We start from the raw sequence: 13,879 nt of genomic DNA, 5'->3' as shown, positions 1-13,879 counted from the left end.
GCATCCGCAAAGACCCGATCGACCCGTGAAACGCCACGGGCCTGGAAATCCGCCATGCGGACGAATCCCCCAAAGCCGAAAACCCGGCTTTGGGGCGCGCGATCAGGCCTGGCCCAGAATGGCGTCCAGCGGGTCGTGCTCGGCCACCAGATGCCCCGGGGCAACCTCGGTCAGCTTGGGCACATAGTCGGTCTGACCTGCCGCCAGACGGCTGGGCAGGAACCGCAGCGCCGCCTTGGGGTCCATCGGCGAGGGCAACTCGCCCGGCAGTTTCAGCCGCTGGCGGCTGCGCTCGACATCCGGGTCCGGGATCGGAACCGCCGAGATCAGCGATTGCGTGTAGGGATGAACCGGGTTCGCGCAGATCACCTCGCCATCGCCCAGTTCGACGATGCGGCCCAGATACAGAACCATGATCCGGTTCGACACCGCCCGCACCACCGACAGATCGTGGCTGATGAAGATCATCGACAGGCCGAACTCCTGCTGCAATTCCTTCAGCAGCTGCACGATCTGCGCCTGGATCGACACGTCCAGCGCCGAGACCGCCTCGTCGCAGATGATCAGCTTGGGCTTGTTGATCATCGCCCGGGCGATACCGACACGCTGGTTCTGACCGCCCGACAGCTCGTGCGGGTAGCGGTTGATCATGTTGGCGTTCAGGCCGACCCGTTCCATCATCTCGGCGACCATCTGCTTGCGCTCGCGCTCGGTCAGGTCGGGGCGATAGGTCTTCAGCGGTTCCGCGATCGAGGCCGAAATCGTCATCCGCGGGTCCAGGCTGGCCAGCGGGTCCTGGAACACGATCTGCAGATCCTTGCGGTACTTGTTCAGCTCGGCCCGTTTCAGCCCGACGATCGGATGGCCCAGCCAGCTGACATTGCCGGCGCTCGGCTCGATCAGCTGCAGCACGGCACGGGCGAGGGTGGACTTGCCGCAGCCAGATTCACCGACCACGCCGAGGGTTTCACCCTTGCGGATGTCAAAGCTGACGCCGTTCACCGCCTTCAACGGCACCTTGCGGCCAAAGATGCCGCCCGGAACGTGAATCGGGAAATGCACCTTGACGTCATCGACCTTCAGCAGCGGCGCCGCGTCGGTCTCCACCGCCTTGGGCGCGTCGCCCGCATCGATGCGGGGCATGGCCTCGATCAGGGTGCGGGTATAGTCGTGCTTGGGCGCGTGGAAGATCTCGCGCGTGTCACCGGCCTCGACGAACTCACCCAGGCGCATGACCTGCACCCGGTCGCACATGCGGGCCACGACGCCCATGTCATGCGTGATCAGGGCGATGGCGGTGCCTTCGTCCTTTTGCAGACGCACCATCAGGTCAAGGATGTCGGCCTGAACGGTCACGTCCAGCGCGGTGGTCGGTTCGTCGGCGATCAGCAGCTTGGGATTGCACAGCATCGACATGGCGATCATCACCCGCTGGCGCATCCCGCCCGACAGCTCGTGCGGGAACTGGTCCAGACGGCGCGCGGCCTCGGGAATGCGGACGCGGTCCAGCCATTCCAGGCACCGTTGCCGCGCGGCCGAACCCTGCAGGCCTTCGTGCACGCTCAGCACTTCGCGCATCTGCTGGCCGATCCGCAGATGCGGGGTCAGCGCGGTCAGCGGGTCCTGAAAGATCATGCCCACATCGGCACCGCGGATCTGGTTCAGCTTGTTCACGGGCAGGTTCAGAATTTCCTGCCCGTTCAGCAGCACCGACCCCGTGGCCCGGCCCGCCGGCGGCAGCAGGCCCATCGCGGCCATGAAGGTCTGGCTTTTGCCTGACCCGCTTTCGCCGACGATGCCCAGGCATTCGCCCGGCGCGATGTCAAAGCTGATGTTCTTGACGGCCTCGACCACCCCGTCGGGCGTGTCGAACCGAACGCTCAGATTTTTTACGGAAAGCAGGCTCATGTCAGCGGTCCTTCGGATCCAGTGCGTCACGCAGGCCATCGCCGATGAAGAACATCGTGATGATGATGGTGACGTAAAATGCCAGGGGGTACATCAGTTGCCACAACGTGCCGTAACCCATGGTTCCGGCGCCCTCGGCGATCAGACGACCCAACGAGGTATAGGGCTCGGAGATCCCCAGCCCCAGGAACGAGATGAAGCTTTCCGTCAGGATCATCTCGGGCACCAGCAGCGAGGCATAGACGATCACCACGCCCAGCAGGTTGGGCAGGATGTGGCGGTACATGATGGTGAACTCGCTGACACCGGCGGCGCGGGCGGCCTCGATGAACTCGCGGTTCTTCAGGGTCAGGGTCTGGCCGCGCACGATCCGCGCCATGGTCAGCCAGCCCACCGCACCCAGCGCGATGAACAGCATGAAGAACGACCGCCCCGCGACGACCAGCAGCAGGATGATGACCAGCGTGGCCGGAATGGCCAGCAGGATGTCGACGAAGCGCATCATCACGCCATCAACGCGCCCGCCGATGTAACCGGCGGCGATGCCATAGCAGGTGCCGACGATCAGCGCGGTGGCCGCCCCGATCAGACCCACCAGCAACGAGGTGGTGGTGGCCTGGATGACCCGGCTGTACAGGTCGCGCCCCAGATCGTCGACGCCGAAATAGTGACCGGTTTCGATGGACGGCATCCCCATGCCGGCCACGTCGCCCATGACGTTCCAGTCGATTTCCTCGTTGTTCCAGACGGCGAAGTAAGGCCCGATGATCGTGAACAGAACGATCAGGCCCAGGATGAACACGCTGGCCATGGCGGCCTTGTTGCGGACAAAACGCATCCGCGCGTCCTGCCACAGCGACCGGCCCTGGATGGCGGTGTGATCGGTGATGGTCTCGGCCAGCCGAGCGGCTTTTTGTGATTTTCCAAGCATGGCTTGCCCCTCAGTACCGGATTTTCGGATCGAACCAGGCATAGGCCAGGTCGGTTAGCAGGTTCACCAGAACGGTCAGCACGCCATAAAGGATCGTGACCCCCAGCAGCACAGCATAGTCGCGCGACAGGGCCGAACCCACATAGGCCTGCCCCAGCCCGCCGGTCGAGAAGTAGATGTCAACGAAGACCGACCCGGTCAGCACATAGACGAAGACCGGCCCCAAATAGGACACCACCGGCAGCAGCGTGGGTTTCAGCGCATGGCGCCAGATCACGGTGCGGGTGGGCAGGCCCTTGGCCCGCGCGGTGCGGATGAAGTTCGAATTCAGAACTTCGAGCATCGACGAACGCGTGATCCGCGCGATCGAGCCCATGTACGAGGTCGCAAGCGCGATGACGGGCATGATCAGGTATTGCCACTGCCCACCGTTCCAGCCGCCGCCCGGCAGCCAGCCCAGCCACAGGGTGAAGGTCAGGATCAGGATCGGGCCCATGATGAAGTTCGGCAGCGCCTGGGCGGCGATGCCCAGACCCACGGCGAAATAGTCGATCCAGCTGTTGTGGCGGATCGCGGCGGCGATGCCCAGCCCGACGCCCACCAGCGTGGCCACGATGAAGGACAGCATCCCGTAGGTCAGCGAAATCGGAAAGCCCTGCGCGATGATGTCGTTCACGTCGCGGTCCTTGAACTTGAAGGACGGGCCGAAATCGAAATGCACCACGATGTTGTACAGGTAATCCCACAGCTGTTTCCACAGCGGCTGGTCCAGCCCGTAGCGCGCCTCGATATTGGCCAGAACCTGCGGCGGCAACGGCCGCTCCGAGGTGAAGGGCCCGCCGGGCGCGAAGTGCATCAGAAAGAAACTGGCGACGATCAGCAACAGGATCGTCGGAACGGCAACCAACAGTCGCCGGATGACATAGGCAAGCATTTCATGCCCCCAATTATTGGCCCTGCCCCAGAGCATGTCCGGGGCAGGGCGCGATCAAAGGATGATGATTACTCGGCGATCTTGTAGAGGTTCTTCGAGTACCAGTTCTGCTCGACGTTGTTCACCGGCCAGTTCCCCACGTCGCTGTCCAGCATGTAGACACCGGCATAGTGGTAGATCGGGATCACAGGGGTTTCCTGTGCGATGATCCGCTCGACCTCGGTGTACAGCGGGGCCGGATCGTCCGAGGTCTTGGCCTGGGCCAGCAGCTCGTCCACCTTCGGGTTGCTGTATTTGCCGTCGTTATAGCCGGAATCCGACTGCAGCAGATCCAGGAAGGTCGAGGCTTCGTTGTAGTCGCCGCACCATGCGCCGCGGGCCAGCTCGAAGTTCTGGTTGCCACGCTCTTCCAGGAAGATCTTCCATTCCATGTTGGCCAGCTCGACCTGCGCGCCCAGCTTCTGCTTCCACATCTGGCTGAGGGCAACGGCGACTTTCTTGTGCGCCTCCGAGGTGTTGTAGACCATCGAGAAGGTCAGCGGGTTGTCGGGGCCATACCCGGCCTCGGCCAGCAGTTCCTTGGCCAGCTCGTCGCGCTCGGCTTGCGTCATCGACGCCATTTCGACGACCGGCGGGGTGAACCCGGCGGTGGCTTCGGGCACGAAGGTGTAGGCTTCAGGCTGACCGCCGGCCAGGATGTTCTCGGTGATGATCTTGCGGTCAACCGCCAGCGACAGGGCCTGACGCACGTTCGGGTCCTTGAAGGCCTCGGGGCCGCTGTCGGACAGGTTGAACGTGTAGTAGTAGTTGCACAGGCGCGGGAAGCTGATCGCCTCGTTCGGGTATTCCTTCTTCAGGCGCGGGAACTGGCCTGCGGGCACCTCGGTACGGTCCAGCTCGCCGGCCAGATAACGGGTCAGGGCCACGTTTTCATCGTTGATGACCAGGGCCACGACCTTGTCGATAATGGTGTTTTCGTTGTCCCAGTACATCGGGTTGCGCTCGCGCACCGAGCGTTCGTTGGGCAGGTGCTCGGTCAGGACATAGGCGCCGTTCGACACGATGTTGCCGGGCTTGGTCCATTCATCGCCGAACTGCTCGATGACCTTCCGCGGGGCGGGGAAGGTGGTCGAATGCGTGGTCATCTGCGGGAAATAGGGCAGCGGCGCGCTCAGTTTCACTTCCAGCGTATGGTCGTCGATCGCCTTGACGCCCAGATCGTCGACCGGCTTTTCGCCCGCGATGATCTCGGCGGCGTTCTCGATCGACATCAGTTCCATGAACCAGGCATAGGGCGAGGACAGCGCCGGATCGACGGCACGCTTCCATGCGTATACGAAATCATGCGCGGTGACCGGGTCGCCGTTCGACCACTTGGCGTTGTCGCGCAGGGTAAAGGTGTACACGTCCTTGGTTTCGTTGGTGGTATAGCCGGTGGCCACGCCCGGAACCAGGTTGCCGTTCTCGTCCTGGTTCATCAGACCTTCGAACAGGTCGCGGACAATCTCGGCACCCGACACGTCCTCGACCACCTGCGGGTCGACCGAGCTGTGCTCGTCCAGCACGCGGTAGACGAAGGTCTGGTCGTCGGCCAGCGGCTCGCCGGTGACCGGATGGGTGCCTGCGGCCAGTGCGGCACCGGTGATGAAGGTCGAGCACAGCAGGCCCGCCACCGAGTTTCGAAGGATGGTGTTCATGGTCTTCTCCCAATTATTGTGGCGGCGGTCTGCGCATCCCCGTGGGATGGCGTCCGGCGGCCCTGATTGCCCGACATCCGCTGGGACCCGGTTCTCTTCGATTTTGGGTTGTGCCAATTCGCAAGGAACACTGCGTCGCAGCTTTCTGGATTGCAGTCGGTGAAGTGGATGCAAGAGCTTCCTCTCGCTGCGCAAGACCGTGCCATTATTTTCGGCAGGGTTAAAGCCTCCGCGCGAGTCCGCTCACCCATCGGCAGAAAGAAACCTCGTGACGCGAGGTCGTCGCAATTTTGTGACGATGCCGGCCGTTCGCGCGATATTTTTTTGCCCGCACCGCAAGGGAGCCGGGCGACGAAGCCGCCGAGTGTGCCGCAAAGGCCAGGTGGCAGTCGCGGAACGCGGCGAATCGATTGTGCTCAGGGGCGCAAGCGCGATTTCATCCGCGCGTCGGGAAAGCAGGTGGGCCGCTGACCTGTCGCCTCTTGCCAGCGTCCGATCGACCGGCGCGTCTTGTATCCGGGCAGGCCATCGGCCCCGCCCACGTCATGGCCCATGGCGATCAGGTCCTTCTGCATGGCTGCAATGTCCGACCGGTACAGGCCGCCGACCTTGCCCCAGTGCCCTTTGAAATCGCCCACGCCGTACTGGATGCGGTCGCCGACATGGCCCACGAACAGGGCATAGAGGTCGCTGGTGTTGTAATCCTTCAGAACATAGAAATTGGGTGTCACGATGAAGGCCGGCCCGTGCCGGCCCGCCGGCATCATCAGGTATCCTTCGCCGCGCAGTTCATGCGCGGAAAAGGGTCGGCCCGAGACGCGGGTGACGCCCATCGCCACCCAGTCGCGGATCGGCCGACCCTGATCGGGGCCCTCCAGCGCACAGGACACCGACGCAGGCACCGTCACCTCGAACCCCCAGTCGCGGCCCGATACCCAGCCATGACGTGCAAGATAGTTGGCGATCGAGGCGATCGTGTCTTCGGCCGATCCCCAGATATCGGCGCGCCCGTCGCCATTGCCGTCCGCGGCATAGGTCAGAAAGCTGCTGGGCATGAATTGCGGTTGGCCCAGGGCGCCGGCCCAACTGCTTTTCATCGCCCGGCCGCTTATGTGGCCGGCCTCGACGATCTGCAGGGCGGCGATCAACTCGTCGGTGAAATACGCCGCGCGCGTGCTCATGAACGCCTTGGTGGCCAGCACCTGAAAGGCATCATGCCGGATGGGCACCTGCCCGAACCCGCTTTCGCGGCCCCAGATCGCAAGGATGATGCGCGCGGGCACGCCCGTGTCCGCCTCGACCCGGCGCAGGGTCGCCGCATGGCGTTTGGCCATCCTGCGCCCGGCTGCGGCGGTGCCTTGCACCGTGTTGGCGTTGAAATACCGCGCAGGTGCGCCGAATTCGGCCTGCCGCTGCGTCTTGGGTGTCTTCGGCGTGGTTCCCGGAGGTACCAGATCCGGCAGGTCCCAATTGATCCTGACGCCGCTCAGGCTGTTTTGGAACGCCCGGCGCGACACGCCCTCGGCCCGGGCCAAAGGCCAGAGCTCGGTGCTCAGCCAGGCTTGGAATCGTTGTTCCACGGCGGCCCTGTCCAGCGCCGGAACGGCGGTGGCCCAGATCAGGCCGAGAAAGACGAACAGCACACGCATGACAGGTTCCGAGTGTCTCCACCCCGCGACCCAAGTCAACTCGTGCGACGGCCTGTTCGGGGGTTTTTGCGAAAATCCTTGTGAATACGCACTACTGTGGCGATAGTCGCAGGAACCTGCGGGAGCAAAGGGCAATCTGTCGTGGCCAGAGAACCGACGACCCCGGTAGTACGAGCGACACTGATCGCGATCACGGTTTGGGCGGTTGCCGCACATCCGGCTCTGGCCAGCGACAGCTTTCTGGACCCGCAAGGCCCGATCGCCGAGGTTCAGAAGGTTCACCTGCTGCGCGCCACCGCGCTGATCCTTGTCGCGGTCATTCCGGTTCTGGTTCTGGTTCCCCTGATCGCTCTGCGCTATCGCCGCCGCGCGCACAGCCCGGCCGCCTATCGCCCGAAATGGGAGTTTTCGCCGCTGCTGGAAACCGCGATGTGGGGTGTGCCGGTGGTGATCGTGGCGCTGTTGTCCTTGTATCTTTGGAAAGCGACCCACCGGCTGGACCCTTACGCGGCCACGTTCGGCGATGAACCGGCCCTGCGCGTGCAGGTGGTGGGGCTGGATTGGAAATGGCTGTTCATCTACCCCGACCTGGGCATCGCGACGGTGGGCGAGTTCGGGATTCCCACGCAGCGGCAGGTCGCCCTGACACTGACGACGGATACGGTGATGCAGTCATTCATGGTTCCCGCCCTGGCGGGGCAGATCTATGCCATGCCGGGAATGACGACCCAATTGCATCTCGTGGCTGATGCCCCCGGACAAATGCAGGGCGAAAACACCCAGTACAACGGGCGCGGCTTCACCAAGCAGAAGTTCCGGACGGTCGCGATGCCGCCGCCGAACTTTGACGCATGGGTCGACCGGGTTCGGCAAAACGGAATCGTTCTGGACCCGGAAACCTATCGGACACTGGCCATGCGGACAGACCGGGACGAGGTTCAGGCCGCGCTTGGCACCGCGCAGATGCCCGATAATGCGCTGTATTTCCGTCTGGATGATGGCGATCTGTTCCACAGCATTCTGGGCCGGTATCACAACGGGCAACCTCTGCCGCAGGATCAGCAACCGGGAACCGCTCGATACGGGCAGGAGGACAATCCATGACATCTGCCGAGTCCGGTTTCTTCGGCCGTCTGAACTGGGATGCCTTCCCCATCGCCGGGCTGATCCAGGATCCCAACACGAATGAAATCGTGGCCAATGCCGCGGCGGGCGTGGTGATCGTTGGGGTGGTCTTGGTTCTGGGGCTGCTCACCTGGTTTCGCCTGTGGGGGCCGCTGTGGCGCGACTGGCTGACCAGCGCGGATCACAAGAAGATCGGCATCATGTATATCGTCTTCGCCATCGTCATGCTGGCGCGCGGCGTTCTGGAAGGCGTCGTGATGCGCGCCCAACAGGCGGCCGGGCCGGGCGAAGGGTTCCTGGAAGCCGAACACTTTGCCGAGCTGTTCAGCACCCACGGCACGATCATGATCTTCTTCGTTGCGGTGCCCTTCGTGTTCGGACTGGCGAATTTCCTCGTCCCGCTGATGATCGGCGCGCGCGACGTGGCCTTTCCGGTTATGAACCAGATCAGCCTCGGCCTGACGGTTTCGGCGGGGATGATGCTGATGGTCAGCCTGGTGGTGGGCGAGTTTTCCACCGGCGGCTGGACGGCCTATCCACCCTATACCGGCGCGGCCTTCAATCCGGGTGTGGGGCCGGATTACTGGATCTGGGCGATCGTGGTGTCGGGCATCGGCACCACGCTGACGGGGATCAACTTTGCCGTCACGATCTACAAACTGCGCGCGCCGGGGATGAAATTCATGCGGTTGCCGATGTATTGCTGGACGATCATCTGCAGTTCGATCCTGATCGTGTTCGCCATGCCGCCCTTGGGGGTGGCGGCGCTGTTGCTGGCCGCTGACCGGTATCTTGATTTCCACTTCTTCACCAATGACCTGGGCGGCAACATGATGAACTATGCCAACCTGTTCTGGCTGTTCGGCCACCCCGAGGTCTATCTGCTGGTACTGCCGGCCTATGGCATCTATTCCGAGGTCTTCGCGACCTTCTCGGCCAAGCGGCTCTATGGCTACACCTCGCTGGTGATCGCGACCATGTCGATTGCGGTGCTATCGTTTACCGTCTGGTTGCACCATTTCTTCACCATGGGCCAAAGCGCCCTGATCAACGCGGTGTTCGGCATCGCCACGATGCTGATCGCCATTCCCACCGGCGTCAAGGTCTATGACTGGATGGCCACCCTGTATCGCGGCCGCATCCGGTTCTCGGTGCCGATGCTGTACGGGCTGGCCTTTCTGTTGCTGTTCGTGATCGGCGGGCTGAGCGGGGTGATCCTGGCGAACCCGACCGTCGATTATCAGGTGCACAATACGCTGTTCCTGGTCGCGCATTTCCACAACGTGTTGCTGCCGGGTGTCCTGTTCGGCCTGCTGGCGGGCTACAACTACTGGTTTCCCAAGGCCTTCGGCTTCCGCCTGGATGAGGTTTGGGGGCGGATTTCGGTCGTGCTGTGGACGGTGGGCTTCATGCTGACCTTCCTGCCGCTGTATTTCGTGGGTCTGATGGGTATGCCGCGCCGCTCCTACAGCTGGGAGGACCCGAGCTTTCACCCCTACATGATCACGGCGGTCATTGGCGCGCTGGTCATTCTGGCGGCTTTGCTGTCGGTCGTCGTGCAGCTGTGGGTCAGCATCCGCAACCGAGAACAGAGCCGCGTGCCGGTGGGCGACCCCTGGGACGCCCGCACGCTGGAATGGTCGATCCCGGCCCCACCGCCGCCCTACAATTTCGCGATCATTCCGCATGTCACGGACCGCGACGATTTCGCCGCCGCGAAAGAGCGCGGCGCGGCCTACCCGCACCCCGATCGGTACGAGGACATCACCATGCCACGCAACACCAGCATCGGTTTCGTGCTCTGCGTGCTCAGCGGCGTGTGGATGTTTGCGCTGGTCTGGTGGATCTGGTGGCTGGCGGCGCTGATGACCGTGATGATGATCCTGTCATTCATCCTGTGGACCTTCCGAACCGATACCGAAGAGGTTGTTTCGGCCGAAGATGTGCGCAGGCAGCACGAGGCCTGGCTGGATCTGGTCCGCACGACGCCCCCCGTGACCCGGGATCACGAAGGCGCGCCCGAAAATGCCGGGCTTGCCCGGCCGGATCTGGAGGCGACGACATGAAGCCGGCGCCAACGCACAGCTATCCGGGCCTGAACCTGGGCCGCGGCAGGCCCGGCGCCCACAAGGCGACCGAGGTGGTGACCTTCGGTTTCTGGGTCTTTCTGATGAGCGATCTGGTCTATTTCGGGCTGATGTTCGGCGTCTACATCACCATGATCGACGCGCAGGCCGGAGGGCCGGGACCGCACGAGTTGTTCGATCTCTACAGCATCTTTGCCCAGACCCTGATCCTGCTGACCAGCAGCCTGACCGTCGGGCTGGCGATGCTGGCGCTGAAATACGACCTGCCGCGCGGCCGGATCGTTCTGTGGTTCGCGGTCACGCTGCTGCTGGGGCTGAGTTTCCTGTTCCTCGAGATCCGCGATTTCATGTCGATGGCGGACAAGGGCGGCATCCCGCAGCGCAGCGGTTTTCTGTCCGCCCTCTACGGGCTGGTGCCGCTGCACGGGTTGCACGTGGCCGCGGGCTGCGTGTGGCTGGTGGTGCTGGGGATTCAACTGCGGGTGATGGGAATGACCGATCTGGTGGTCTCGCGCATGGTCCGGCTGGCGTTGTTCTGGCATTTCCTCGACCTGATCTGGATCGGCATCATCACCATCGTCTATTTCGGAGGGCTGACCTATGGATAGACATTCCGAGCTGCACCGGCGTGAGCGGCGGCGCTACGTGATCGGCTATGGCGGCTCGCTTTTGCTGACGCTGGCCATGTTCGGCGCGGCGCATTGGTTCGGCATCGAAACCCGTGGCGTCTATCTGACGATCGGCCTGCTGGGGCTGGCGCAACTGATCGTGCAGCTGGTCTATTTCCTGCATATCGACCGTCGCCGCAGCAGCCGCGAGGATCTCGATCTGGTGCTGTTCTCGACGCTGGTTCTGCTGATCATCATCGGGGGAACGGTTTGGATTCTGGGCAATCTGGCGATGCGGATGCACATGCCCGTCATGTAAGCCCGCTCAGCGCGTTGCCCACAGGCCCAGCCAAAGGGCCAGCCAGCACAGGCCGACGCTCAGCAGGATGTTGGCGGCTGCGGTGGCGACGGTGCGCTCGCGCCGCAGTTCCAGCGACTGCCAGGCAAAGCTGGAAAAGGTCGTGAACCCGCCGCAAAAGCCGAAGACAAGGCGCCTTTGATCTTCGGCCATTTCGACGGTTCCACCCAGATACCCGATCCACAGCCCCAGCAGCAGGCTGCCGCCCACGTTCACGATCAGGGTTGCCACCGGCAGGTCATGGGTGACCGCGCGGGTCACCCAATGGCGCAGCACGGCGCCCAGCCCGCCGCCCAGCCCGAACATGATATGCAGGTACAGATCGGTCATCCGCCGGACTCTCGGGCCGGTTTGCGACGGCCGATGGCTTCGCCCAGAATGGCCGCGCCCAGCCCGGCGGCGATCTCGGCCGCCAGCGGCACCATGACCACCCACCCGGTTGTTTCGGCAAATCGCTCCAACTCGGCGACGAAGGAAGAAAAGGTCGACAACCCACCGCAGAAACCCACCGCGCCAAGATGCAGCACATGGGCATGCACGCGCGTGCGGATCGCATAGAGCCAGCCCAGCACGAAACAGGCCGCCACGTTGATGCCGAACGTGGCGGTCAGCAGTGGCGCACCGGGGATCTCCAGCGCAAACAGCTCGCGCAGGATCGACCCCGCCGCGCCGCCGATGAAGACGGCGGCATACATCAGCGGTCGTCCCGCAATGGCAGCCTGCGCTCTGGCCAAGAGTCTGTCCCTGTTCCGGTGTGTCTTGTGCATGGATAAAGGGCGCGCCCATCAGGCTCAAGCGCGATCACGATGGCGCAAGGAGGGCCGCGCGATCCGCACAAAGGCTTGCAATCGCGCGACAAGCTTTCCACGATCGGCGGCAGATCACGAGGGAGAGCAGGATGATCGTACGCAGGATCTACTTTGCCGTGACCTTTGTCGCGTTGCCGCTGACGGTCATTCTGGGGCTGTTCTGGCCGCCCGCGCTATGGCTGCTGGTCCTGTTGGTGCCTTACGCGCTGGTGGGCCTCTATGACATGCTGACCACCCGGCACAATGTGTTGAACAATTATCCGGTGCTGGGGCATTTCCGCTACATGCTGGAATTCGTCAGCCCCGAGATTCGGCAATATTTCGTGGAAACCAACGAAAGCGGCCGCCCGTTCAACCGCATCGTGCGGTCTCTGGTCTATTCCCGGGCCAAGGGGCAGGTCGATACGCAGGCCTTCGGCACGCAGTACGACATCCTCAAGGTCGGGTACCACCGGGCCAACCATTCGCTGGCCCCAAAGGCGGTGCCGGACAGCGAGGCACGCATCCTGCTGGGCGGGCCGCAATGCGAAAAACCCTATCTGGCGTCGCGTCTGAACGTTTCGGCCATGAGCTTCGGCGCGCTCAGCGCCAATGCAATCCGGGCGCTGAACGGCGGCGCGCGCGATGGCGGTTTCGCCCACAACACGGGCGAGGGCGGCCTGTCCCCTCATCACCTGGCCGAGGGCGGTGACATCATCTGGCAGATCGGCACCGGCTATTTCGGCTGTCGCACCCCCGAGGGCGGGTTCGACAAGGACAAGTTCGCCGAACGCGCGCGGATGGAGGTCGTCAAGGCGATCGAGATCAAGCTGTCGCAAGGGGCCAAGCCCTCGCATGGCGGCGTGCTGCCTGCGGCCAAGGTGGATGCCGAAATCGCCGAAATCCGCGGCGTGCCGGTGCATCAGGACGTGATCTCACCGCCGACGCATTCGGCCTTCGACGGCCCGGCCGGGCTGTTGCATTTCGTCCGGCAATTGCGGGAATTGTCGGGCGGCAAGCCCGTCGGGTTCAAGCTGTGCATCGGGGCGCGATCCGAGTTTCTGGCGATCTGCAAGGCCATGCTGGAAACCGGCATCCTGCCCGACTTCATCACCGTGGACGGGGCCGAGGGCGGCACCGGGGCCGCCCCGGTGGAATTTACAAATCGCCTGGGCGCCCCGCTGAACGAGGCGTTGATCTTCGTGGACAACAGCCTGCGTGGCGTGGGTCTGCGCGACAAGATCCGGGTGATCGCCTCGGGCAAGGTCGCCACCGGGTATGACATGATCGAAAAATGCGCCCTGGGGGCCGACATGTGCAACGCGGCGCGGGCGATGATGTTTGCGGTGGGTTGCATCCAGGCGCTGCATTGCAACACCAACCGCTGCCCCTCGGGGGTGGCCACGCAGGACCCGGTACGCGGCCGCGCGGTCAACGTCCCGCAAAAACGCAAGCGCGTACACCGGTTCCATGATGCGACGCTGGAAAGCTTCCGCGAGATCCTGGGCGCCATGGGCAAGGAGCGGGTGTCGGATCTGCGCCCGTCCGACATCTTTCGCCGGACGGCGGACGAACGCGAATGGTCCTATGCCCAGCTTTACACCTTTCTCGAGGACGGCGCCTTGCTGGGTGCCGAAATCCCTGCCGAATTCGCCGATGATTGGGCGCGTGCCTCATCGGCGCAGTTCTGACATCCGGGCCTAGGTCACCGACTCATAGACGCGCAACCAGATGCGTGTTGCGGCGAGTTTGACTAGGGCGAGGAAGTTGGCGTCATGTTTCTCGTATCTGGTG

12 protein-coding genes are annotated in these 13,879 nt (G+C 63.5%); 5 read left to right on the top strand and 7 right to left on the bottom strand.

Going from position 1 to position 13,879, the window contains the following annotated elements; all coding sequences use genetic code 11:
- Positions 1-102 precede the first annotated feature (102 nt).
- From F3H26_RS06755 to F3H26_RS06735, 5 genes are all read right to left on the bottom strand, one after another.
- Complete coding sequence (locus F3H26_RS06755) at positions 103-1,908, bottom strand: ABC transporter ATP-binding protein (protein WP_149775293.1); 1,806 nt, start codon at positions 1,906-1,908, stop codon at positions 103-105.
- A 1-nt stretch (position 1,909) separates the two neighbouring features.
- The gene (locus tag F3H26_RS06750) at positions 1,910-2,839 is read right to left on the bottom strand and encodes an ABC transporter permease subunit (protein ID WP_149775292.1); all 930 of its coding nucleotides are present in this window, start codon (positions 2,837-2,839) and stop codon (positions 1,910-1,912) included.
- A 10-nt stretch (positions 2,840-2,849) separates the two neighbouring features.
- Entirely contained in the window at positions 2,850-3,773 is a 924-nt protein-coding gene (oppB, locus tag F3H26_RS06745) for an oligopeptide ABC transporter permease OppB (protein WP_149775291.1), read from the bottom strand.
- Positions 3,774-3,841: 68 nt separating this feature from the next.
- Positions 3,842-5,470 carry a peptide ABC transporter substrate-binding protein gene (locus F3H26_RS06740; RefSeq protein ID WP_149775290.1) on the bottom strand — a complete coding sequence of 543 codons (1,629 nt, stop codon included), beginning with the start codon at positions 5,468-5,470 and terminating at the stop codon, positions 3,842-3,844.
- A 416-nt stretch (positions 5,471-5,886) separates the two neighbouring features.
- Positions 5,887-7,119, bottom strand: a complete 1,233-nt coding sequence (locus F3H26_RS06735; RefSeq protein ID WP_149775289.1) for a lytic murein transglycosylase — start codon at positions 7,117-7,119, stop codon at positions 5,887-5,889.
- Between the two features lie 141 nt (positions 7,120-7,260).
- Between F3H26_RS06735 and F3H26_RS06730 the strand changes: the two genes are divergently transcribed.
- From F3H26_RS06730 to F3H26_RS06715, 4 genes are read left to right on the top strand one after another with little or no spacing between them, the layout of a single operon-like run.
- Positions 7,261-8,223, top strand: coding sequence for a cytochrome ubiquinol oxidase subunit II (locus F3H26_RS06730; protein WP_223162453.1), 963 nt, complete (start codon positions 7,261-7,263; stop codon positions 8,221-8,223).
- Complete coding sequence (locus F3H26_RS06725) at positions 8,220-10,310, top strand: cbb3-type cytochrome c oxidase subunit I (RefSeq protein ID WP_149775288.1); 2,091 nt, start codon at positions 8,220-8,222, stop codon at positions 10,308-10,310. The genes F3H26_RS06730 and F3H26_RS06725 overlap by 4 nt, the downstream gene beginning before the upstream one ends.
- Complete coding sequence (locus tag F3H26_RS06720) at positions 10,307-10,939, top strand: cytochrome c oxidase subunit 3 (protein ID WP_149775287.1); 633 nt, start codon at positions 10,307-10,309, stop codon at positions 10,937-10,939. Before F3H26_RS06725 ends, F3H26_RS06720 begins: the two co-directional genes overlap by 4 nt.
- The gene (locus F3H26_RS06715; RefSeq protein ID WP_149775286.1) at positions 10,932-11,258 is read left to right on the top strand and encodes a cytochrome o ubiquinol oxidase subunit IV; all 327 of its coding nucleotides are present in this window, start codon (positions 10,932-10,934) and stop codon (positions 11,256-11,258) included. The genes F3H26_RS06720 and F3H26_RS06715 overlap by 8 nt, the downstream gene beginning before the upstream one ends.
- A 6-nt stretch (positions 11,259-11,264) precedes the next feature.
- On the opposite strand, the gene F3H26_RS06710 is transcribed toward F3H26_RS06715, so the two are convergent.
- Both F3H26_RS06710 and F3H26_RS06705 read right to left on the bottom strand, forming a co-directional pair.
- On the bottom strand, positions 11,265-11,627 hold the full coding sequence (locus tag F3H26_RS06710) for a fluoride efflux transporter FluC (protein WP_149775285.1): 363 nt from the start codon (positions 11,625-11,627) through the stop codon (positions 11,265-11,267).
- Positions 11,624-11,992: a fluoride efflux transporter FluC gene (locus F3H26_RS06705; protein WP_149775284.1), complete on the bottom strand. Its 369-nt coding sequence runs from the start codon at positions 11,990-11,992 to the stop codon at positions 11,624-11,626. Before F3H26_RS06705 ends, F3H26_RS06710 begins: the two co-directional genes overlap by 4 nt.
- 203 nt (positions 11,993-12,195) lie before the next feature.
- Here F3H26_RS06705 and F3H26_RS06700 point away from each other — a divergent pair, with 203 nt between their 5' ends.
- The gene (locus F3H26_RS06700) at positions 12,196-13,776 is read left to right on the top strand and encodes an FMN-binding glutamate synthase family protein (RefSeq protein WP_149775283.1); all 1,581 of its coding nucleotides are present in this window, start codon (positions 12,196-12,198) and stop codon (positions 13,774-13,776) included.
- Positions 13,777-13,879: the final 103 nt, after the last annotated feature.

Origin of the sequence: Ruegeria intermedia (assembly GCF_900129345.1) — a bacterium.
GTDB lineage: Bacteria > Pseudomonadota > Alphaproteobacteria > Rhodobacterales > Rhodobacteraceae > Ruegeria > Ruegeria intermedia.
The sequence above is the reverse complement of the archived record's forward strand: the minus strand, read 5'-3'. Positions and strand labels throughout refer to the sequence as shown.